The following is a 22,828-nucleotide window of genomic DNA, read 5'->3' as shown; positions in this document are numbered from 1 at the left end:
TGTGTATAGGAATTCTGTTTATCTGGTCTATAGGGTTCATTTTTATGAATCGAATTCTAGAAAGGAAGATGAAAGGTAGTATTTCCGTGTCTTCAAGTTCCCTGAATACTCTAAGTTTAGTCCAACCAGAAGCTTAGTAGCGATGGAGATCGAGGAGAGGTTCGTAAAATGACGGAACTGTTGATTTGTAATGGTGTTATCGATTAGTAAATAGTAATCACCTAATGTGTGAATATGAGCGTGTTGAGATTTGTGGCCACAACCTTGACATAGCCAGTAACCACGCATTCTTTTCATTGGTAATTTGAAACACTTTGGGCAATGAACACCTGTTAATATGTCATGTTTAGGAATGTTGAATTGTTTAAGAATCGAAGTGTTTAGCGGCGTGTGTTGTTTGAGTAGCAGACGGGACATTCTATTCATATCTTTATTTGATAAATATTCCTTTTGATGTTTACTTTCTATCTTTTCTACTTTAAATGGTAGGGATTCAGTGTGGAAAACAGTTTCGTAGACTTCGTTGTGATGGGGTTCTGTTTTGATGATAGCCGACGGGTTACTTATGCTGACCATTTTAATGATTGGAAGAGAGGGGAATTTATGCTTTTTTAACCATGATGCCAACTGCAACCTTTGTCGTTTCACTTGTAAAATAGGATCTCCTAAATGTTCTTCTTTTCCATCTAGAGTTCTTATAAGTTGATTGAATGATTGATCAAAAAATAGAGTCCCTTTTATATTTTTCGCTTCAATTATGATCAAAAATCTAAGGGAGATAATAAGTGTATCCATTTGAAAATAGCGTCCTTCACTATCAGGAATCCTTAGGTCATGAAATATAAGATTTCTTTTATCAATATAGCCTAAATAATAGTCAAGAGCCTTCTCGCCGCGATAACCCGCATGAATTTTGGCGTATTCATTCTCAATTTCGCTTCTGAAGGGGTAATTTAGTGGGAGTCTACGTTTAACAGCTCCTAATTTGAGCAACTTTGGTGGTTTTTGGAGACCCTTTTTCATCATAATATCACTTCTTTCGTAGATTTTTATTGTAATGGTGACTGTCGAGGTTGCTAGGGGAACTGCTATTATCTGATTGGTGTGATTTATTATCCGAAGTAGCGGTGGTACTATCCAAAATTATATATTTATTATCCAAAATCTGCACCTTACTATCCTAGCAATATACTTCGTGGATTAACCGATGTAGAATGGATTACTCGTATGAAGAGGGATATAAGGGTTGTTAAATAGTGGGATAAGATACCAGAACGGACGTCAACAAAATCCTGATTGGAATCAACAACAACCAATCAGGATTTTTGTGAACGCCTATGCAGATTTTCGATCATCATCGCTTTCTATTTCTTTTTCTTGCTGTTTCCTGAAAATCGTAGCGATAATTGGCCCGGAAATATTGTGCCACACACTAAATATGGCACTAGGTACTGCGGCAAGAGGACTAAAGTGGATGGCGGCTAGTGATGCACCAAGCCCAGAGTTTTGCATGCCGACTTCGATTGAAACAGCTCGTTTTTTCGTTGGCGACATACCGAATGCTTTACCTAGCAAATATCCAAATAGGTATCCAAGGCAATTATGTAGTACAACGATTGCAAAGATTATTAGACCTGTTTCGGCTATTTTTTCTTGGTTCACACCTACGACAGCTGCAACAATCGCGACAATTGCAACAACCGACACTAGCGGCAATGCTTTCACACCAGCCTCGATTTTTCTGCCAAATAGGTACTTAACAACTAATCCAAGTATAATTGGAACAAGCACAATTTTAACAATGGATAAGAATAAATCTCCTGCTGATACTGGAAGCCACCTGCTTGCAAACAACAAGATAAGTGCAGGGGTCAAAATTGGTGCAAGTAAAGTGGATACAGCTGTGATTGATACAGATAATGCGGTATCACCTTTTGATAGGTAAGTCATTACATTTGATGATGTTCCACCAGGACAACTACCAACTAGAATCACCCCAACGGCAACTTCAGGTGAAACAGGTAAAAGGGTTGCTAATGCAAATGCGAGTAGTGGCATGATTGTAAATTGTGCACCAACACCAATTGCGACATCCTTTGGTCGCCGGAATACCTCTTTGAAATCATTTGCAGATAATGTTAACCCCATGCCGAACATGATGATTCCTAGTAATGGGACGATGTATGGAGCAATCCACGTAAAGCCAGTAGGGATAACAAAGGATAAAATTGCAAAAAGCAAAACCCAAACGGCAAACGTGCTACCAACAAAGGAACTTATTTTTTCTAAAGTTTTCAAATTATCTCACTCCTTTTTATAATAATATCTATGATAAACTATTATCTGATAATTCTAAACCCCATTTAAAAAATTATACTAATTAATTCAGGTTCAAGGATAGTTAGCCCAGTTTTAATGAGATAAATTTTCCGTTAACTCTTCAAAGGTCCAGCTCACGAAGCAAAAGCAGTATAATATATATAAAAAAACAGGCAAACATCTAAGTCCGATGCTTGCCTGTTTTTACGCTTCACTGTGATGACCGTCAGTTATTTCCTTGCCATTCGGAAAAAAGGCCACTTCCATTACAGCTTGGACAGTCATAAGTTGTGTAGAAGTGTTCATTAGCAAATGTGCTAAAGCCTTGTCCACCACAGTCAGGGCAAAACCCGTTTTCTTCTGCGTTTGCTACTTTTTGTTGGTATTTTGCAGCTCTCCAATTAGAAAAAGATTGAAATAACCCCATCCTATCACCTCACTGGTTTTTTTTAGTATGAGTCGATAGGAGGTACATTATTCCAATCTTATTAAAGTTTCTTATAGAGGATATTCAAAAAGTCACCAAATGATAAGCTGCGCATCTGCTTGCCCACGACGGCTGATCCGGCGTTTGACACAGGACGTGTCAGACGTTAGCTGGGCTTCGTTGGCTTGTTTTTCCGTTACTCACGTATTAAAAGCATACGTTCCGTTACTCAAAACTACGCCGCTTCGACCTGCTTGCGACGCACAGGACGTGCTAGTGTCGACGTTGCCACAGGACGTGGCGACATTAGTCGACCTTCTAATTCGGCGACTTTTTGAACACGCACTTATAGGATGTTTTCAATTATTCTATGTTTTGTGGGTGGTCATCCGAGACTAATTCCGTTGCTTCAGCATTTAATCGTACTTGTTCGGGATTCTTGCATCCGGGAATGACACTTGTTACTGCTGGATGTTTTAAACACCACGCTAATGCCCAAGCTGCCATCGGGACATCTTTTGGTACTTCTTCTTGCTGTATTTCTTCTACTAATTTTAATTTTTTACTAGTTTCCTGTTGATCATGCTTGGATCGAACATCATTTTTGGCAAAAACAGCGCCTGGCTTGTATTTGCCGCTTAAGTAACCACTTGCTAATGGCACTCGAGCAAGCACACCAAGATTTTGTTGTTTACTGGAAGGTAGCACTTCTTCTTCTGGCGTTTGATCTAAACGATTGTATACAACCTGGATGACCTTTGCATTTACTTCCGTAGCTTTGTCGGTTTGATAAATGTTATCATTTTTTCCGATTGAGATACCAAGGTTTCGTATCTTTCCTGCTTGCATCTGTTTATCTAAAAGTGTCCACAATGCATCGTTGTCAAATTCCTCGTCGTTACCAGAGTGAAATTGGTAAAGATCGACGTACTCAATATGAAGTGCACGAAGGGAATCATCTAGCTGCTTTAATACTTCATCTGGATTCCATCGTCTTGAACGCTCGAAGTTTTCATGGAATTGATGACCGAATTTAGTTGCAATAATCCAATCTTCTCGATTTCTTCTTTTTACATAATCTCCAATAAAGGCCTCAGAAAGATGGTCTCCATAGCATTCAGCAGTATCAATCAAATTTATTCCAAGTTCATTTGCTTGATCTAAAATCTCATCCACTTCTCTTTGAGAATAATTTTTGCCCCATTCACCACCAAATTGCCATGTACCAACACCAACAACCGAAACGTTTAATTCTGTTTTACCTAATGTTCTATACTTCATTGTCATCACCTCTCCTAAACAATTCGATAAATCCCCTTAAAAATCCTGCTACACAAAGTGAATGATCACTAAATGAACGACCAACTACAAGTAGTACATATTGGTTTTGAATTTCTTTAGCATATGCACGATTCGTGTTTGTTTAGAAAGCTACTAAAAGTTGAATGGATCGTTCCATTATTTTTTGTTTTATATCTTGTTTCGTTTTTGTGTATGTATTTTTAAACTCAATTGCGTTGTTTTTTTGATAGCCATTTTCTTCGAGTTTCTGTTCAAGTGAAGTGTAAACACGTTCAAAAGATGTGTTCGTTTTTTGCTCCAATTGTTGTGCTAAAGCGGAATATTTCGTGTAAAAATTTATATATGAGATGTCCTCACCAGCCTGTTTTTTTTGCTTATATTCTTTTCGAGCCTTATCGATTAATTGATTTAGTTTTTTTCTTGTTTGTTTTTCTAGACGTTCAAAAGATGATCTGTATTGTTCTTTGATCTCAATTACAGTTGGTTTTTCCGTATTTTTACTTTTTGTTAAAGGAGTGAGGGCTTGCGCATTGTTTTTTGCAAGTTCATCTTTGAGCAAGTGAGATGACATTTGTTCTTGCTTTATATCGAGTGTAACAGCTTTTTTTTCATTATTTTCAGTTGCAAGTAATTGGGTGTCGGTTACGTTGACCGAGCTACCAGCAATAATAATAAGCGTCATTGTCCAAACAATTATGTATTTCATTTGTAATCACCTCCATTAATAGCCTAACCATTGTGATGGAACGCATACAATGGTTGAGGATATGAATGACCTCATGTGCTGATGAAGACTAACTTATTCCGCTTATGTAAAAAATACATTATACTTATCTTAGAGAAACGGACATGTATAAATAGTACTGAACATTAAACGATACATAAAATAAATCCAAAAATGGAGGGATTGGTATGTCTGAATTGAAAGGGGTTATACCAGCTATTCGAAATTACAAGGATTTTGAAAGAGCCTTGGAAAGTAATCATAAGTATATTATTTTTTTGGAGACGAGGATCTCACAAATTGGTAATTTGGTAAGATACGCGAAACAAAAGAATAAAAAAGTGCTGGTACATACGGACTTGATTCAAGGTCTGAAAGCAGATGAATTTGGCATGGAATATTTACTTCATGAGTTAAAAGTGGATGGAATTATTTCCACTAGAGGTAACGTCATTTCAATTGCAAAGAAACATGGGATTTTAGCTGTGCAACGCCTGTTTGTATTAGATAGCCATGCCCTTGATCATAATATAAAAATAATGAACAATGTGAAACCAGATTACATCGAAGTGCTGCCAGGATTAGTACCGAAAATGATAAAAGAAATAAATGAGCGTACTGGACTACCCATCGTTGCAGGAGGGCTCATTCGAACAAAGGAAGATATACAAAATGCTTATGATGGTGGTGCTATGGCGGTTACAACATCTAGAACGGATTTATGGTAAAATCACAAAAATAAAATAAAAAAATGATTGACAGCGTTTTCTAAATCGGTTAAATTAAATGTAACAAGTTAAGAAATGTGATGGAGAATTGGAGACCCACACTACAAACAATGCTTTTACAAAAAGTATGTCTGTTTGGAGTGTGGGTTTTCTGTATGTTTTGTGAAAGGGTTTGCATTTTTTAACTTGAATTCGAGAATTCTTAATTTAAGGGGGAAGTTCGTCATGTCGGAATTTTTAGCTGAACTAATTGGTACTATGATTCTTATCATCTTTGGTGGCGGCGTTGTTGGTGGTGTTGTTTTGAAAAAGTCAAAAGCAGAAGGTGCTGGCTGGGTTCTCATTACAATCGGCTGGGGGCTTGCCGTTACAATGGCAGTATATGCGGTTGGTAGTATTTCAGGGGCACATATTAATCCTGCCGTTACTTTGGGATTAGCTACAGTTGGTGATTTTCCATGGGCTAAGGTTCCAATGTATATAACAGCTCAAATTATCGGTGCATTTATTGGTGCAGTTATTGTTTTCTTCCAATACCTTCCGCATTGGAGAGAAACAGAAGATAAGGGCGCAAAATTAGCAGTTTTCTCAACGGACCCTGCTGTACGTAGCCCACTTTCAAACCTAGTAAGTGAACTTATCGGTACTTTTGTTCTTGTAATGGGATTGTTATTCATTGGTGCAAACCAATTTACAGAAGGATTGAATCCATTAATCGTTGGTGCGCTAATCGTTGCAATTGGTATGTCCCTTGGTGGAACAACTGGTTATGCAATTAACATAGCGCGTGACCTTGGCCCTAGAATTGCTCATGCAGTTTTGCCTATTCCGGGTAAAGGAAGTTCTGATTGGGGATATGCGTGGATTCCGATTGTTGGTCCTGCACTAGGCGGTATTTATGGAGGGCTATTCTATCAGGCGATTTTCACAGGTGAATTCACAGGTGCATTTTGGGGAGTAAGCGTACTTGTTGCGGTGATTTTAATAGGAGCTGCAAATGCTGAATTAAAAAAGGGTGATGCCACTCCCTCGGAAAAAGTAGAAAAAGCTAGCTAGACAATATAAGGAGGAGAATTCGTAATGAGTGAAAAATTTATTTTATCTTTAGACCAAGGTACAACAAGTTCACGTGCGATTTTGTTTAACCACAAAGGGGAAATTGTGGAAACGGCTCAAAAGGAATTTGAACAATTTTTTCCAAAGCCAGGCTGGGTAGAGCACGACGCAAATGAAATTTGGACTTCTGTTTCTTCCTGTATGGCAGAAGTTTTGAGAAAGGCTGATGTTGATCCTGATCAAGTAGAGGCAATCGGGATTACAAACCAACGAGAAACAACGGTAGTTTGGGATAAAAATACTGGAAAGCCCGTATATAAAGCACTTGTTTGGCAATCTCGTCAAACGGATGATATTTGTAAGGAACTACGTGAAAAGGGTTATAATGATACATTTAGAGAAAAAACAGGTCTATTAATCGATGCATATTTCTCTGGAACAAAAGTAAAATGGATTCTTGACAATGTAGAAGGTGCAAGAGAAAAAGCAGATAATGGTGATTTGCTTTTCGGTACGATTGATACATGGCTCGTTTACAAGTTATCTGGTGGAAAAGCTCACGTTACGGATTACTCTAATGCTTCACGTACGTTAATGTTTAACATTTATGATCTCAAATGGGATGATGAATTATTAGATATTTTAGAAGTACCAAAATCTATGCTTCCAGAAGTCCATCAATCTTCTGAAGTATATGCGAAAACAGTCGATTACCACTTCTTCGGTCATGAAGTGCCAATAGCTGGTATTGCAGGTGATCAGCAGGCAGCATTGTTTGGGCAGGCTTGTTTTGACAAAGGGATGGCTAAGAACACATATGGAACTGGTTGCTTCATGTTGATGAACACTGGCGAAAAAGGTGTCCCTTCTAAGAATGGATTACTTACAACTTTAGCCTGGGGTGTGGATGGAAAAGTAGAATATGCGCTTGAGGGTAGTATCTTTGTAGCTGGTTCTGCTATCCAGTGGCTGCGTGACGGTTTGAAGCTAATTGAAAGCGCGCCAGAAAGTGAAGATTTAGCGATTAAAGTAGACTCTACTGACGGTGTCTATTTAGTACCAGCTTTCGTTGGACTCGGAACACCATACTGGGATAGTGATGCACGTGGTGCTGTATTTGGGCTAACTCGTGGTACAACAAAAGAACACTTTGTTCGTGCAACACTTGAGTCTCTAGCATATCAAACAAAAGACGTTCTTGATGCAATGATTGCAGATTCTGGAATCGATCTTAAGACATTACGTGTTGATGGTGGAGCGGTTAAAAACAATTTCTTAATGCAATTCCAAAGCGACATTTTGGGTGTTCCAGTTGATCGCCCAGTAGTTCAAGAAACAACTGCACTAGGTGCGGCATATCTTGCTGGCTTGGCTGTTGGTTATTGGAAGGATAAAGAAGAAATTGCGCAACAATGGCAAATTGACCGCACATTTACAGATGATTTAGACGAATCTAAGCGCAATGAACTATATGATGGTTGGAAAAAAGCGGTTGATGCAACAAGAGCATTTAAATAATCTTGAATAAACCTTTCTATCCTATCGTGTTCGTGGTACACTTAACACAAAGTTAATAGTATGGGCGGAGAATTCGAGAGACCACAAACCTCTATAGATGATTCATAGGGTGTAATTGTGGTCTCTTTTGTTCTACTCAAAGTGCTTGTTTTGACACTAAAAGTAAATAGAGTAGAGTGTTCTCCATACGGGAATACAAACAATGAATCAATGCATGTTTTTCTTTGAGAGAAATGGAGATCAGAGAGGAAATACATCGTTGCGAACTGATAAAAAAAGGAGCGATGGTTATGGTGTTTTCCAGCTTGCAAAGAGCCGAAACCTACACAAAAATGGAAAATGCATCTCTTGATGTACTCGTGATTGGTGGGGGTATCACAGGTGCAGGAATTGCGCTTGATGCTGCGACTAGAGGAATGAAAGTGGCTGTAGTAGAAATGCAAGACTTTGCTGCAGGAACGTCTAGTCGATCCACGAAGCTTGTTCATGGTGGACTACGATATTTAAAGCAGTTTGAAGTGAAAATGGTTGCAGAAGTAGGGAAGGAACGTGCGATTGTTTATGAAAATGGCCCACACGTTACGACACCTGAATGGATGATGCTCCCATTTTATAAAGGTGGAACATTTGGTCCTTTTTCCACAAATATTGGTCTGAGAGTTTACGATTTTCTTGCTGGGGTCAAAAAAAGTGAGCGGAGAAAAATGTTTAGCGTACAAGAAGCGGTAAAACGTGAGCCTTTATTAAATAAACAAGACCTACGGGGTGCTGGTTACTACGTAGAATACAAAACCGATGATGCACGCTTAACGATGGAGGTAATGAAAAAAGCTGTTGAAAAAGGTGCATTATCTATTAACTATGCAAAGGTTGTCGAATTACTTTATAAAGATAATAAAGTGGTAGGAGTAGAGGTAGAAGATCAAATAAATGGTTCTAGACATAACATTTACGCGAAGAAAATCGTAAATGCTGCTGGACCATGGGTTGATACCATTAGGGAAAAAGATAACTCGAAAAAAGGAAAAACGCTTCAGTTAACAAAGGGAATCCACCTTGTATTTGATGGGGAACGTTTCCCATTAAAACAAGCAATTTATTTTGATACACCAGATGGTCGAATGGTTTTCGCTATACCGCGTGAAGGCAAAACGTACGTTGGTACGACGGATACGGTATATAAAGGGGATATATCCCATCCTACGATGACAGAGAAAGATAGGGATTATGTGATTGATGCAATAAACTACATGTTCCCTGATGCAGGAATAAATTCAGAAGATGTAGAATCTAGTTGGGCGGGGTTACGTCCACTTATCCATGAAGAGGGAAAAGATCCATCTGAAATTTCTCGTAAGGATGAGATTTTTGTTTCTGAATCCAATCTTATTTCGATTGCAGGTGGAAAGCTTACGGGTTATCGAAAAATGGCCGAAAGCGTTCTAGATATTGTTGCTGAACAGTTGGAAAAAGATGGTGGACAAAGCTACCCTGGAACGCAAACAGAACACCTTCCGATTTCGGGAGGAGACGTTGGTGGATCGCAGGGATTTCCAGCTTTTTTACAAAAAAAGACACAAGAAGGTATGGCACTTGGCTTATCTGAAGCAACGGCCAAACAGCTTGTCCAACGATATGGTTCAAACGTGGATGTTTTATTTCATCTGTTCGACACGGATAAGAATAAAGCGGAACAAGTAAATTTAGAACCTGTTGTTTATGCGATGCTGCGCTATGCGATTGAGCATGAACTGGCGTATAAGCCGGTCGATTTCTTCATTAGAAGAACCGGTGCCATTTTCTTTCATATCGAATGGGTTCGCACACACAAAGAATCGGTTATCAACTATATGGGAGAACTGTTTAACTGGACTGAAGAACGTATAAACGAATACACAGAGGAGCTTGATCAGCTACTTCATGAAGCGACACACCCTGTTGTTTCATGATCCATGTAAGTGGGTATACTTCTAATTTGTTTTAGCAAATCAAATTTATGTACAATTAAAATAACAACTTGGCTACTTTTTCACCATGAATCGTATTAAAAAAATCGTTTTTTAAAACATTTTCCTTGGAGGGATACAGATGAAAAAGATTATGAACGATCCAAACCAGGTTGTCCAAGACATGCTGAAAGGGTTTGTTGCAGCTTTTCCAAATGATGTCAAGCAATTACCTAATACGACAGTTATAGCTCGTAAAAATGCTCCTGTTTCAAACAAAGTCGGACTAGTAAGTGGTGGTGGAAGTGGTCATGAGCCAGCACATGCCGGCTATGTAGGAAAAGGAATGCTTGATGCTGCCGTTGCAGGAGAAGTTTTTACTTCCCCAACTCCAGATCAAGTGTACGAGGCAATTAAAGCAGTTGATGGTGGTGCTGGTGTATTCCTTGTCATCAAAAACTATACTGGCGATGTGATGAACTTTGAAATGGCAGCAGAGCTGGCTGCAGCTGAAGGAATCGATGTTGAGCAAGTAATTGTTAATGATGACGTTGCAGTGGAGGATAGTTCCTTTACTACTGGACGCCGTGGGATTGCTGGAACCGTTTTTGTTCATAAAATTGCTGGAGCAAAGGCAGAGCAAGGTGGATCATTGCAGGATGTCAAGGCAGTTGCTGAAAAAGTTGTAGCAAATGTGCGATCTATGGGAATGGCGTTAACACCATGTACGGTTCCTGCTGCAGGTAAGCCTAGTTTTGAAATTGATGACAACGAAATGGAAATCGGTATGGGAATCCACGGTGAACCAGGAATCGAGCGTAAAGAAATTGCCTCTGCAAATGAAATTGCCGAGGAATTAACACAAAAAGTATTAGAAGACATTGACTATAGCGGATCAGAAGTTGCTGTTATGGTGAATGGATTAGGATCCACTCCTGAAATGGAGCTCTTTATCGTTAATGCTCGTGTTCATGAAATTTTGGCTGAAAAAGGAATAAAAGTATATAAAACGTTCGTTGGCGAATATATGACATCCCTCGAAATGGCTGGCTGTTCTGTTACATTACTAAAGCTTGACGATGAGCTTAAAGAATTACTGGAAGCAGAAGCAGTAACACCAGCATTCAGCAGTTAACAAGGAGGGATTTAAGTGGAACTTAACGTACAATCGGTTTTGAAGTGGATTGAAAAACTAAACGATAAAATTCAAAATAATAAGGAATATCTCACATCTCTTGATCAGGCAATTGGAGATGGTGACCACGGGATTAATATGGCGCGTGGTTTCCAAGAGGTAATAAACAAAACAACTACTTCACAATATGATACGGTTTCTGATCTAACGAAGGATGTAGCCATGACACTAATGTCAAAGGTCGGAGGCGCATCTGGTCCATTATACGGAACAGCATTTTTGAAACTATCTATGTCTGTTAAAGGGAAGGATCCTGTTGATCACGATGCTTTTACAGCTGGGGTGCAGGAAGCATTGAATGGTATTCAGCAAAGGGGTAAAGCAAACGAAGGAGAAAAGACGTTAGTAGATGTTTGGGCACCAGTGCTACGATTTTTACAGGAAAACAGCGAGTTTGAACCTGGAAAATTGGAAGAGACAGCCAAAGTTGCAATGGAATCAACCAAGGATATTATAGCGATTAGAGGTCGTGCAGCATATTTAAAAGAAAGGTCTAAAGGACATTTAGATCCAGGCTCCGTTTCGTCGTTTTACTTGTTTCAGTCACTAGCAGAGGTACTGCAGGAAGGGGAATAATATCTATGGCATACGTTGGAATCGTACTAATCTCACATAGCCCCAAAGTGGCAGAAGGAATCAAAGATATCATTCGCCAAGTAATGAAGGAAGTCCCTGTGGAAACAGCTGGTGGAACAGATGATCATGAGATCGGAACAAGTGTTGAAAAAATTCAAGCTGCAATTGAACGTGCTGATGGTGGAAAAGGCGTATTGCTTTTTTACGACCTAGGGAGTGCGATGATGAATGCAGAAGTAGCAGTTGAATTATCTGAATCAGAAGATGTGAAAGTTGCAGTAGACCTACCATTGTTAGAGGGATCCTACGTTGGAGCCGTGGAATCCGGCATGGGTAAATCACTGGATGAGGTACTAGCTGCAGTTAAGAAGGCATTTAAGTAGAAACGAACCAATCCCCCGAATATATTTTGGGAGATTGGTTTCTTAGTATGTGATTTTGTGGGAAATCCGCATACTGTCCTAAAGTCTGCATAAAGTGTTCATAACAACCGACTATTTTCCTATTCGATCATTTCATTTTTGCAAAAATATCCTCTTTATGCCATGTAAAGATCATTCAACAAATTCTATCAAACCCCTGCAAAATAACAAAATTATTGACTTTATAGTCAGAATTTTATATATTTTAATTGGCTGTACATTTTGGTATTCTGCGTGTTTCCAAGCAAACGAATTATAATTGTCTGGATGAAATTAGGAGGTGAAGAGGGGTCAAAATTCACGCTCAGCACGAACTGGTTTGACATTGCTACAGACAGAATTTTAGTAAATTCACTTACAAAACTAAGACTTTTATTCATTGCGAGGGTTAAGTTTTAATAAGTGACAGGAGGATTTTGAACAACCTCTTAAAGAAGTAATATTTTTCATATAGATATTACAAATGATAAGGAGGCTTAAAAATGGAAGAGTTTACACTTACTGGTTGGACAATGTTTTGGTTTGCCGTTCCAATGCCGTTGCTAGTGGTTTGGGTAATCATCACATATTTTAAAGAGGGGAAGGATGAAAGCTAATGACTGCAACAGCGATCACTTTTATTGTTTATTTAGCTGTTATGATGGCAATTGGAATTATAACGTATAAAATGACGAATACTTTATCTGATTATGTACTTGGCGGTCGTCAACTTGGCAGCTGGGTTACTGCGTTTTCAGCAGCAGCCAGTGATTTTAGTGGATGGTTATTAATTGGTTTACCAGGTGCTGCATATGCTTCAGGCATGGGGCAATGGAGTTTATGGATTGCAGTAGGTCTTGCTGTTGGTGCTACCATTAACTGGACCTATGTTGCGAAGCGTCTCCGTGTATATACAGAGTACTCCAAAGACTCTATTACACTACCAGAATTTTTTGAAAACCGTTTTCGTGATCATTCAAATTCATTACGAGTAATTTCAGCACTTTTTATCTTGGTATTTTTCTTGTTTTATACTGCTTCAGGACTTGTTGCAGGGGCAAAGCTATTCCAAGGTACATTTGGAATGGGTTACCAAGTTGCCTTAGTTGTCGGTGCACTTATTATTGTTAGCTACACATTCCTCGGTGGCTTTTTGGCGGTTAGTTATACGGACTTTATACAAGGGTTCCTCATGTTTTTAGCATTATTGTTTACTTCAATCTATGGATTAATCGAAATTGGTGGATTTGGCGGGTTATTTAATGCATTGGGTTCAATTGACGAAAGTCTCTTAAATGCATTCCAGGGTACTTCCTATGATCAACCCGGAGGTGTTTTATGGGAAGCCGCTGGTCCGATTGGTTTTATTGGTATTATTTCTGCGGTTGCGTGGGGACTTGGTTACTTTGGTCAGCCACACATTCTTGCACGTTTTATGGCAATTCGTTCCCATAAAGAAATTCGCAAAGCAAGGTTAATCAGCGTATCACTGGGCCTTGTACTTCCGCTTTATTCAGCACTTATCGTTGGTATGTTAGGGATCGTTACCTTTGACACACCATTAGAGGATCCGGAACAGGTGTTCATTCAGCTTGTACAATTTGTATATAACCCATGGATAGCAGGTGCTTTATTAGCAGCAGTACTTGCGGCAATCATGAGTACAGTTGACTCCCAATTACTCGTGTCATCAAGTGCTCTTTCTGAAGACTTTTACAGAAAGTATTTACGAAAAGATGCATCGGAAAATGAATTAGTATGGGTAGGGCGTATATCTGTATTAGTAATTGCGATTATTGCACTCTTCCTTGCTTGGAATGAGAATAGTTCAGTTCTAGATCTTGTGTCTTATGCATGGGCTGGTTTTGGTGCAACATTCGGACCAGCGATTCTATTCTCTTTATTTTGGAAAAAGACATCCCGTAACGGCATTCTTGCAGGAATTATCGTCGGTGGGATTACCATTTTCACTTGGCAGTACACAGGTTCAGCGCTATATGAAATGGTACCAGGATTCCTTTTTTCTAGTATTGCAATCATACTGTTTAGCCTTATCGGTCAAGGTCCTTCCGATGAAGTGAAAGAAGAATATGATAAAGTTGCTGGTGTAAAATAAATCGTTTAATGGGAACCTTTTTTATACGAAAACTAGTAACTTTACATTCATCGCATGCACTAGTAAGCGATGAGCATCAATTATAGGTTATGAGCCTTTTCTAACACGGTGTCCGTGACACTTCCAAATTAAAATGGAGTGTACGGACACTTTCTACGCGTAAAACTTTGAAAGTAGCAAAAGATTAGATAATATAGAATAATAAGCAGATCCATTTAAAGGAGAGATACACCATGAGTAATGAAAAAATTTATGGAAATACGCCATGTTTTCTAGGTGGTAAAAAGGTTTCATTTCAGGATGAAAATATAGACGAGCAAGATGTCTTAATTTATGGTGTTCCGTGGGAAGGTTCTGTAACTTGGGGTGACTACACTGGCTGTGAGCTTGGACCAAAGGTTATTCGACTAAACTCTGCTCGCTATTCGGGCTATTTGCCTGAGCTTAACCATATGGATGTGTTAAGTCACTATAAAATAGGTGATTTGGGCGATATTGATGTCGTTCCAGCTGACACGATTGAAACGATGAGACGTATCGAAAATTTTTCCAAAAAAGTTTGGAAGACTGGAAAATTTCCTGTAGCATTTGGCGGCGACCATGGTGTTACGTATCCGATTGTGAAGGCTTTAAGTGAAGAAGTGGATGGTAAAGTTGGCATTATTCATTTGGATGCGCATTATGATAATCACCCTGATTATGAAGGTGATTTGTATGCAAGAAGTACTCCTTTTGCACGTATTTATGAAAGTGAAAGCGTTCGAAATGAAAGCATCGTACACATGGGCATCCACGGTCCGAGAAACAAGCCGGAAACCGGAAAGTATGCTGATGAGGTAGGGGCAACCACGATTTCATCACGAGAAGTCAGACAGAGTAATGATTTAGTCGCACTAGCAAAACGCGCTTATGATATTGCAAGTCAAGGAACAGAAGCTGTTTATCTAAGTATTTGTAGTGATGTGCTTGATTTTGCATTTAATCCAGGTGGTCCAGTTGACGGAAATGGCCTTACTTCCTATGAGTTAGTGGAGTTGGTACACGAATTTTCCAAGCTAGGTATACGTGGTATGGATTATGTTGAAGTTTACCCACAAAACGATCCAAATGACAATTCCTCACATTTCGTTTCAACGGTCGTACTGTATGCACTGGCGGGTAAAATTCTAAAAGAGCAAGCATAAGTTTGTCAATACGAAATGTATCTGATCAAGAAAGGCTGTAACTAAACGCTACAGCCGTTCCACTTTAACTCAATGCAAGGTTAACGGCGGTCTGAACGTGAATTTCCAATGTATTAAAAATGGGAAGGGGACTATCCTCATCTTTTATAATCAATGGAATTTCGGTACAGCCAAGAACAATTCCTTCTGCACCCTGTTCTTTTAATGACTGGAGCATTTTTATTATCTTCTCTTTTGAATCATCTACAAAAATACCTTTGCAAAGCTCGTCAAAAATGATCCGATTCAACTCGCTTCTGTTTTCGTTATTAGGGGTAATCACCTTGACACCGTGTTTATTCAGTCTATCGTGGTAAAAGTCTTCCTCCATCGTATAGGTTGTGCCTAGTAATCCCACCTTGGATATACCTGCAGAAGTAATTTCTTTAGCGGTCGCATCTCCAATGTGAACAAGTGGTATCGATAAGTCCCGCTCAATAGTATCAGCTACTTTATGCATGGTATTGGTACATAATAATAGCAACTCTGCCCCTGCATTCTCCAACTTTTTTGCGATAGTAGCAATTTTTTGCCCAGCTTTTTCCCATTCTCCTTGACGTTGAAGTAGATCGATTTCATTGAAATCAATACTATATAGGATACACTCGGCAGAATGGAGTCCACCCAATTTTTGGGCAATTGCCTGATTCAATTTACGATAATATTCGGAAGAGGATTCCCAACTCATTCCACCAATTAGTCCAAGTACCTTCATTACTACGCCCCCTTATAAATTCTGTGTATCAATTATAGAGGATGATCAAAAAGTCACCAAATGATAAGCTACGCATCTGCATGCTTCTGATTTGTCGACTCTTTGAACACACACTTAAAGCGTTTAATACTTGGGATTGAAATAGAGATGCACCTCAAAAGCAGAGGAAAAATCCAAATTTTGCTTAACCAGTACTAATCGAAACCAAAATAGTGTATAATAGAAGTAATGGAATTAGAAAGGGGATAGTGATATGGCCTATTTTCATGGCAAAAAAGAACCTGCCCCGGAAGTGGAAACATCTATTTGGACATGTACTGATGACGAATGTTCAGGTTGGATGAGAGAATCTTTCACTTTTGATGAAACACCGACGTGCCCTTTATGCCATTCAACAATGGCAAAGGAAATAAAGGTGCTACCTAAAATTGATTAAAGTGTGTGCTCAATAAGTCGGTAAATTAGAAGGTCGACTAAGAACGCCACGTCCTGTGTCAAACGCTGGACCAGCCCGTCGTGGGTGAGCAGATGCACCACTTATCACATTTGGTGACTTTTTTAACATCCTTTTAAAGGGAGCCATAGATCGGTTTGTTTAAAAAAAAGAGGCTACGGCCTCTTTTTTTAATGCGATTGAAAGTTAAACATTAAGCAATTAAAGATAAGCATTTACAGTAGGAATGGTACTCTCAGGAAAATAACGCCCAAACAAAAGACAGAATATTTGTAATAAAACTACTCAATTTGCTATACTATAATTATAAGGATAACAACTATGAATCTTTCACCAAACCAAATGAAAACGCTTTCAAAGGGAGGAAATACAATGAAGTATGATTCGCCAAACAGTCCAGGTGCCATCGTTCAGTTCAAGGAGAGGTATGGTAATTTTATCGGAGGAGAATGGAAAGAACCTGTAAATGGGGAGTATTTCGACAATGTAACACCAGTAACGGGTGAAGTGTTTTGTCAAATAGCACGTTCAACTGCAGATGATGTGGAACTTGCATTGGATGCAGCGCACGAGGCGAAGGATAGCTGGGGAAAAACTTCGCCGACTGAAAGGGCAAATATACTCAACAAAATCGCTGATCGAATGGAAGCAAATCTAGAAAAATTAGCAGTTGCTGAAACGTGGGATAATGGAAAAGCCGTACGTGAAACATTGGCTGCAGATATCCCACTTGCCATTGATCATTTCCGCTATTTTGCGGGCTCCATTCGGGCTCAAGAAGGAAGTTTGAGCCAGATTGATAATGACACGGTAGCCTATCATTTCCATGAACCCCTTGGCGTAGTTGGCCAAATCATCCCTTGGAACTTTCCGATTCTTATGGCTACTTGGAAACTTGCACCTGCACTTGCTGCTGGGAATGCTGTTGTTTTAAAACCTGCTGAACAAACTCCAGCATCTATTCATATATTACTTGAACTAATCCATGATCTTCTACCACCTGGTGTGGTCAATGTCGTGAATGGTTTCGGGGTAGAGGCTGGAAAACCATTAGCATCAAATAGCCGAATCGCTAAAATTGCCTTTACTGGTGAAACCACAACAGGCCGCTTAATCATGCAATACGCATCTGAAAATATTATTCCAGTTACACTTGAGCTTGGTGGAAAATCTCCCAATATCTTTTTTGCTGATGTCATGGAAAAAGACGATGCATTCTTAGATAAGGCAATCGAGGGACTTGTCATGTTTGCCTTAAATCAAGGGGAAGTGTGTACATGTCCATCCCGAGCGTTAATTCATGAATCCATATATGATCGCTTTATGGAACGGGCTCTAAAGCGGGTGGAAGCTATCCAGATTGGTCATCCACTAGATACAGAGACGATGATGGGTGCTCAAGCTTCGATGGAGCAAATGGAAAAAATCACATCATACCTCGATATCGGTAAGCAAGAGGGAGCAGACGTACTAGTAGGCGGGGAACGGAATACGCTTGAAGGGGAGCTTAAGAATGGTTATTATGTGAAACCTACCATCTTTAAAGGATCAAATGAGATGCGCATTTTCCAAGAAGAGATTTTTGGACCGGTACTTTCTGTGACTACTTTTAAGGATGATGAGGAAGCATTAGCTATTGCAAATGATACACTTTACGGGCTAGGTGCAGGTGTTTGGTCGAGAAACATGCATACTGCTTATCGTTTTGGACGAGAAATTGAAGCTGGGCGTGTATGGACAAATTGTTATCATGCATATCCTGCACATGCTGCCTTCGGTGGTTATAAGAAATCAGGAATCGGGCGAGAAAACCATAAGATGATGCTGTCCCATTATCAACAAACAAAAAATCTATTGGTTAGTTACAGCACCGATAAGCTTGGATTTTTTTAACGCGAATAGAGGTTGTTTGAAAATGAACACGCACTAATACTAGATTTCTAGGGATTAGGAGAGCTAGTTGAAATGCTTTGAAAAACAATAGCGAAAACCATTTTCAGTTTGAAAAAGGACAGTATTCCATTTGCGTTACTGTCCCTTTTGAAGGAGGTTAACACTTACAATGGTAGAGAAAGTAATAGCGACAGATGCGACGTTAGCCTTAATAGATCGGTTAAAGCAAAGACATGGACCGTTAATGTTTCATCAATCTGGTGGTTGTTGTGATGGAAGTTCGCCAATGTGCTACCCTCGCGAAGAATTTAGAGTAGGCAATTCGGATGTTTTGTTAGGCTCTGTAGGTGACACCCCTTTCTATATGTCTAAGGATCAATATGAATATTGGAAGCACACGCAGTTGATCATCGATGTAGTTGATGGAAGAGGAGGGATGTTCTCGGTAGAGGGTCCAGAGGGGAAACGGTTTTTGACTCGCTCACGAATGTTTACGGAAGAGGAGAAAAAAGAACTAATGGAAAAAGCGACAAATGATTAACGTGTAGCCGATAGCGCCATCGAGGTGCTATCGGCTATTATGTGTCTAGTGGGCTATATTGTTGTTGGTGGGTTCGAATATGCACCATAAAAGTTTGTGTAATAAAAACTAAGCGTCCAATTTAGTTGTTTATGTGTCAGTTGCTGATCAACTGCTAATTGATATAATTCTTTTTTGTGAGACTCAGGAATGACCCCAATACTACTAATCCGATTGACAAGCTGAGTGGTATGTGTTTGGATCGCCTTTTTCTTAAAATAGTCGGGCACATGCTCCTCAACTAAGTAAACAGAAATTTCTCTTTCGTTGATCTGAAGAAACGCAGCTATTTCCGATGGAGTTAGCTGGAATTTTTCGGTTAATTGTTTGATGAGTTTATATTTGAATTTCCAATTTGTCGCCTCACAGTGTGTGCCTTGCCATAATAAGTGTAAAAGGCGCTTCAATTCACTTCTTTTTTTTGTTAATACATAGCATGGTATAGGTTTGTTTTGTTCCGATCGCTTCATTGCATCCATAAACTTAAATCCGTTATATAAAAAGTAGGAACCATTTACTTCCTCGACGTAAAAAGGAATGGAGGAACGATTTTTTTCATATGCCTGAAGGCGGCCTTGTAAAAACTGTTCATTTACGTCATCTTGGAAATACGTTTCGATTTGTGATGGTGATAGAAATTTAACTTTTATCAAAGCATCACGTCCTTTCTACCGTTTGTATCTTATATATGATCCTATTGTTTGTCCTATGCGGATAAAGGTCACATAGTAGATCTGTCATCGAAAAAGTATTATGAACATTTCTAGTCATACACCCATACATTAGAATTATGGAGGTTCCTATTCAATGTTTAAGGAGAGTGAAACAATGGCTGGCAAGGAACTTAACTACTATGCTGGTGGTAACACGGCAAAAGGATTTTATGGAGTATTCGAATCCAACATGCAAGGTCTAGAACGTGTGTTTATTCTTAAAGGTGGGCCAGGAACAGGAAAATCAACACTTCTAAAAAAACTTGGAGAAGCATGGAAAGAAAAAGGATACGATATCGAGCGTATCCATTGTTCTTCTGATAACAACTCATTAGACGGATTAATCATTCCTGCTTTAAAGTTCGGTATGTTTGATGGTACTGCACCACATGTGCTGGAACCAAGTGTACCTGGTGCGATCGAAGAATATGTTAATCTAGGTGTTGCCTGGGACTCCAATCGTTTAGCTGAACAAAAAGATGTTATCCAAAAATATCAGGAAAAAATAAGTGATGCATTTCAAGCTGCATATGATTCTTTTGCAACTGGATTGCGTGTTCATGACGAGTTAGAAGAAATTTATATTTCAAATATGGACTTTGAAAAAGCGGACGACGTCACACGGAATTTAATCGAACGTCTTTATCAGGACAACAAAGTTGTTGGAAAAAATGCTAATGTAAAGCACCGCTTTTTTGGAGCGGCTACACCTGAAGGCTCAGTAGATTTCATTCCAAATATTACAGAAAATATTAAGAAACGTTTTTTTATTAAAGGTCGGGCTGGTACAGGGAAATCAACATTACTTAAAAAAATAGCTGCTGCTGCCGAAGAACGCGGGTTTGATGTAGAGGTGTATCATTGTGGATTTGACCCTGAAAGTTTAGATATGGTTATCGTACGGGAGCTGGATTTCTGTCTATTTGATAGTACGGATCCACACGAGTATTTTCCGGATCGTCCAAGTGATGAAGTAATTGACCTTTATGAGCTAACCGTCAATTCTGGAACAGATGAAAAATTTGAGAAGGATATTAAACAATTAACAGATGAATATAAATCGTTTATGAAAAAAGGTACCTCCTATTTGCAGGAAGCCAAACGGTTACATGATAAATTAGAAAATATCTATGTGGATTCAATCGATTTTTCGATTACGGATACGATTTATGAGGAGATTTCTGGGGAATTGGAACAGCTGGAAGCAATTGTAGGGTGACAAACGTGTAGCGCTATTTAGGTAATAGCGCTACACGTTTGATCCATACTTATTCGTCCAACAATCCATTTTCAACTAAGAAATTTTCTGCTACTTCATCCACACTTTTTTCTTCAATATCCACTTGATAATTGAGATCCATTAATGTTTCTCCATCTAGCATATCGGAAAGTGGTTTGAAGATTTCTTCAATTTCTGGGTACTTTTCATAGGTTTCATCTGTCATTGCAATTGCGGCATTGTAGGAAGGAAAGAAGGATTTGTCATCTTCAAGATTAACTAAATCAAATGCTTGAATTCGTGCATCAGTAGCAAATCCTACAGCTGTTTCAACTTCTTCATTTTTCAATGCATCATAATATAGACCGATCGACATTTCCTTTACATTTTCATCTGGGAATTCAAATTGATAGGTTTCTTCTACTCCTGGAAGCCCATCTGGACGATTAGCAAATTCAGCATCTGTCGCAAAGCGGAAATCTCCACTGTTGTTCATATAGTCTGCCAAATCACTAATAGATGTAATTCCTAATTCCTCAGATTGTTCCTTTCGCATCATAATCGTATACGTATTGTTCGCGTCGGCAAGATTTGTCCAGACAATTCCATTCTCTTCCTCATCTATTTGCTTTAACGTTTCATATGCCTTTTGTTTTTCAGCAATTGGATCTTGTCCGAGGTAAGTTACGAGACCTGTACCTGTATAATCCCATGTGAGATCAACTTGCTTGTTCTCTAATGCTTTTCTTAATGCACTGCTTCCCATATTACTTTTTTCATCTACTTCAAATCCATTGTCCTCAAGCATAAGTGCCGTCATTTTCGCCAACAAAAATTGTTCGGTAAAGCTCTTAGCACCAACTGTGATTTTTTTATCAGCACTTCCGCTACCTGAGCAAGCTGTTAACACGGTTATCAAAATAATAATAGTAAATAGTGATATGATTTTTTTCATTGTAAGCCCTCCGTTATATCATGATTTAATTGCCTCACGAGCTAGCCTTAACCCTTTTGGTACTAGTAAAAACTGTAACACCCTACACCCTAGATCCACTAAGATAGCAAGCAATGTGACGGGTATAGCACCTGACATAAGGTACGTATTATCAAATAATTGGATTCCTGTAAAAATCCATACACCTAACCCGCCTCCACCGATCAGGTAGGCTAGTGCAGCTGTGCCAATATTTATAACTAAAGCAGTTCTAACTCCAGCTATGATGGAAAAGGCGGCATTTGGCAACTCCACTCTCCACAAAATTTGCTTTGGTGTTAATCCCATTCCACGAGCCGCATCCTTTGTCTTTGAATCAACTGAGTCTATCCCAGCAATTGTGTTTTGTAAAATTGGGAGGAGGGAATAGACGTAAAGTGCGACAATGGCTGCTTTCATCCCGATGCCTAATACCCCCATTGCAAGTGCCAGTACAGCCAGGCTTGGGATGGTTTGACCTAGATTTGCTATATTGACTACCAGCCATTCCCCACGTCGAAACTTGGGCCGAGTAAGTAGAATACCAAGTGGAATCGATGTTAAAACTGCAATAAAACTAGACACGATGACGATTGTTATATGTTGGGTTAGTAATGTAAAGAATTTATTTGGATCTTCTATAATTCTAGAAAACATATTATTGGTAACAACCCAGTAGAAAAAAGCTAGAACAAGTATCCAGAAAAAAGCCTTTACGATAATTGCAATACGTTTCTGTTTGCTCATCTT

The 22,828-nt window shown here is 39.1% G+C and carries 22 protein-coding genes; 13 read left to right on the top strand and 9 right to left on the bottom strand.

The window, feature by feature from the left end; translation table 11 throughout:
- Positions 1-42: 42 nt before the first annotated feature.
- From NC797_RS01440 to NC797_RS01420, 5 genes are all read right to left on the bottom strand, one after another.
- The gene (locus tag NC797_RS01440; protein WP_272434830.1) at positions 43-1,026 is read right to left on the bottom strand and encodes a nuclease-related domain-containing protein; all 984 of its coding nucleotides are present in this window, start codon (positions 1,024-1,026) and stop codon (positions 43-45) included.
- A gap of 309 nt (positions 1,027-1,335) precedes the next feature.
- Positions 1,336-2,298, bottom strand: a complete 963-nt coding sequence (locus NC797_RS01435; protein WP_272434829.1) for a bile acid:sodium symporter family protein — start codon at positions 2,296-2,298, stop codon at positions 1,336-1,338.
- A 247-nt stretch (positions 2,299-2,545) separates the two neighbouring features.
- Positions 2,546-2,746 carry a methionine aminopeptidase gene (locus tag NC797_RS01430; RefSeq protein ID WP_272434828.1) on the bottom strand — a complete coding sequence of 67 codons (201 nt, stop codon included), beginning with the start codon at positions 2,744-2,746 and terminating at the stop codon, positions 2,546-2,548.
- 363 nt (positions 2,747-3,109) lie between these two features.
- Positions 3,110-4,027, bottom strand: a complete 918-nt coding sequence (locus tag NC797_RS01425) for an aldo/keto reductase (RefSeq protein ID WP_272434827.1) — start codon at positions 4,025-4,027, stop codon at positions 3,110-3,112.
- Between the two features lie 142 nt (positions 4,028-4,169).
- Entirely contained in the window at positions 4,170-4,754 is a 585-nt protein-coding gene (locus tag NC797_RS01420; protein WP_272434826.1) for a hypothetical protein, read from the bottom strand.
- A 206-nt stretch (positions 4,755-4,960) separates the two neighbouring features.
- Between NC797_RS01420 and NC797_RS01415 the strand changes: the two genes are divergently transcribed.
- The 9 genes from NC797_RS01415 (at position 4,961) to NC797_RS01375 (ending at position 15,492) form a co-directional block, all read left to right on the top strand.
- A complete protein-coding gene (locus NC797_RS01415; protein WP_272434824.1) occupies positions 4,961-5,500 on the top strand; it encodes a glycerol-3-phosphate responsive antiterminator in 540 nt (179 codons plus the stop codon).
- Between the two features lie 225 nt (positions 5,501-5,725).
- A complete protein-coding gene (locus NC797_RS01410; protein WP_272434823.1) occupies positions 5,726-6,556 on the top strand; it encodes an MIP/aquaporin family protein in 831 nt (276 codons plus the stop codon).
- A gap of 24 nt (positions 6,557-6,580) precedes the next feature.
- Positions 6,581-8,074, top strand: a complete 1,494-nt coding sequence (gene glpK, locus NC797_RS01405) for a glycerol kinase GlpK (protein ID WP_272434822.1) — start codon at positions 6,581-6,583, stop codon at positions 8,072-8,074.
- A 290-nt stretch (positions 8,075-8,364) separates the two neighbouring features.
- The gene (locus NC797_RS01400) at positions 8,365-10,023 is read left to right on the top strand and encodes a glycerol-3-phosphate dehydrogenase/oxidase (RefSeq protein WP_272434821.1); all 1,659 of its coding nucleotides are present in this window, start codon (positions 8,365-8,367) and stop codon (positions 10,021-10,023) included.
- 139 nt (positions 10,024-10,162) lie between these two features.
- Positions 10,163-11,155 carry a dihydroxyacetone kinase subunit DhaK gene (gene dhaK / locus NC797_RS01395; protein WP_272434820.1) on the top strand — a complete coding sequence of 331 codons (993 nt, stop codon included), beginning with the start codon at positions 10,163-10,165 and terminating at the stop codon, positions 11,153-11,155.
- A 15-nt stretch (positions 11,156-11,170) separates the two neighbouring features.
- Complete coding sequence (gene dhaL, locus NC797_RS01390; RefSeq protein ID WP_272434818.1) at positions 11,171-11,791, top strand: dihydroxyacetone kinase subunit DhaL; 621 nt, start codon at positions 11,171-11,173, stop codon at positions 11,789-11,791.
- Positions 11,792-11,796: 5 nt separating this feature from the next.
- Positions 11,797-12,174 carry a dihydroxyacetone kinase phosphoryl donor subunit DhaM gene (dhaM, locus tag NC797_RS01385; RefSeq protein WP_272434817.1) on the top strand — a complete coding sequence of 126 codons (378 nt, stop codon included), beginning with the start codon at positions 11,797-11,799 and terminating at the stop codon, positions 12,172-12,174.
- A gap of 634 nt (positions 12,175-12,808) precedes the next feature.
- A complete protein-coding gene (gene putP / locus NC797_RS01380) occupies positions 12,809-14,308 on the top strand; it encodes a sodium/proline symporter PutP (protein ID WP_272434816.1) in 1,500 nt (499 codons plus the stop codon).
- A gap of 233 nt (positions 14,309-14,541) precedes the next feature.
- Positions 14,542-15,492 carry an agmatinase family protein gene (locus tag NC797_RS01375; protein WP_272434814.1) on the top strand — a complete coding sequence of 317 codons (951 nt, stop codon included), beginning with the start codon at positions 14,542-14,544 and terminating at the stop codon, positions 15,490-15,492.
- 64 nt (positions 15,493-15,556) lie between these two features.
- Here NC797_RS01375 and NC797_RS01370 read toward each other — a convergent pair whose 3' ends face one another.
- The gene (locus tag NC797_RS01370; RefSeq protein ID WP_272434813.1) at positions 15,557-16,246 is read right to left on the bottom strand and encodes an aspartate/glutamate racemase family protein; all 690 of its coding nucleotides are present in this window, start codon (positions 16,244-16,246) and stop codon (positions 15,557-15,559) included.
- Positions 16,247-16,499: 253 nt separating this feature from the next.
- Here NC797_RS01370 and NC797_RS01365 point away from each other — a divergent pair, with 253 nt between their 5' ends.
- The 3 genes from NC797_RS01365 to NC797_RS01355 all read left to right on the top strand — a co-directional run bounded on the left by NC797_RS01365 (position 16,500) and on the right by NC797_RS01355 (position 19,134).
- Positions 16,500-16,682 (top strand): cold-shock protein, encoded by a 183-nt coding sequence (locus NC797_RS01365; protein WP_272434812.1) that lies wholly within the window; start codon positions 16,500-16,502, stop codon positions 16,680-16,682.
- 390 nt (positions 16,683-17,072) lie between these two features.
- Positions 17,073-18,593: an aldehyde dehydrogenase gene (gene adh, locus NC797_RS01360; protein WP_272434811.1), complete on the top strand. Its 1,521-nt coding sequence runs from the start codon at positions 17,073-17,075 to the stop codon at positions 18,591-18,593.
- Positions 18,594-18,762: 169 nt separating this feature from the next.
- A complete protein-coding gene (locus tag NC797_RS01355) occupies positions 18,763-19,134 on the top strand; it encodes a DUF779 domain-containing protein (RefSeq protein WP_272434810.1) in 372 nt (123 codons plus the stop codon).
- 53 nt (positions 19,135-19,187) lie between these two features.
- Here NC797_RS01355 and NC797_RS01350 read toward each other — a convergent pair whose 3' ends face one another.
- Positions 19,188-19,826: a hypothetical protein gene (locus NC797_RS01350; protein WP_272434808.1), complete on the bottom strand. Its 639-nt coding sequence runs from the start codon at positions 19,824-19,826 to the stop codon at positions 19,188-19,190.
- Between the two features lie 175 nt (positions 19,827-20,001).
- Between NC797_RS01350 and NC797_RS01345 the strand changes: the two genes are divergently transcribed.
- On the top strand, positions 20,002-21,105 hold the full coding sequence (locus NC797_RS01345) for a PRK06851 family protein (RefSeq protein WP_272435211.1): 1,104 nt from the start codon (positions 20,002-20,004) through the stop codon (positions 21,103-21,105).
- 49 nt (positions 21,106-21,154) lie between these two features.
- Here the strand turns inward: NC797_RS01345 and NC797_RS01340 are convergent, their stop codons facing one another.
- The gene (locus tag NC797_RS01340; protein WP_272434807.1) at positions 21,155-22,060 is read right to left on the bottom strand and encodes an ABC transporter substrate-binding protein; all 906 of its coding nucleotides are present in this window, start codon (positions 22,058-22,060) and stop codon (positions 21,155-21,157) included.
- A gap of 18 nt (positions 22,061-22,078) precedes the next feature.
- A complete protein-coding gene (locus NC797_RS01335) occupies positions 22,079-22,825 on the bottom strand; it encodes an ABC transporter permease (protein WP_272434806.1) in 747 nt (248 codons plus the stop codon).
- Between the last annotated feature and the right edge of the window lie 3 nt (positions 22,826-22,828).

The sequence above is a fragment of the Terrihalobacillus insolitus genome, from assembly GCF_028416575.1.
In the GTDB taxonomy this organism is placed as follows: domain Bacteria; phylum Bacillota; class Bacilli; order Bacillales; family Amphibacillaceae; genus Terrihalobacillus; species Terrihalobacillus insolitus.
The sequence above is the reverse complement of the archived record's forward strand: the minus strand, read 5'-3'. Positions and strand labels throughout refer to the sequence as shown.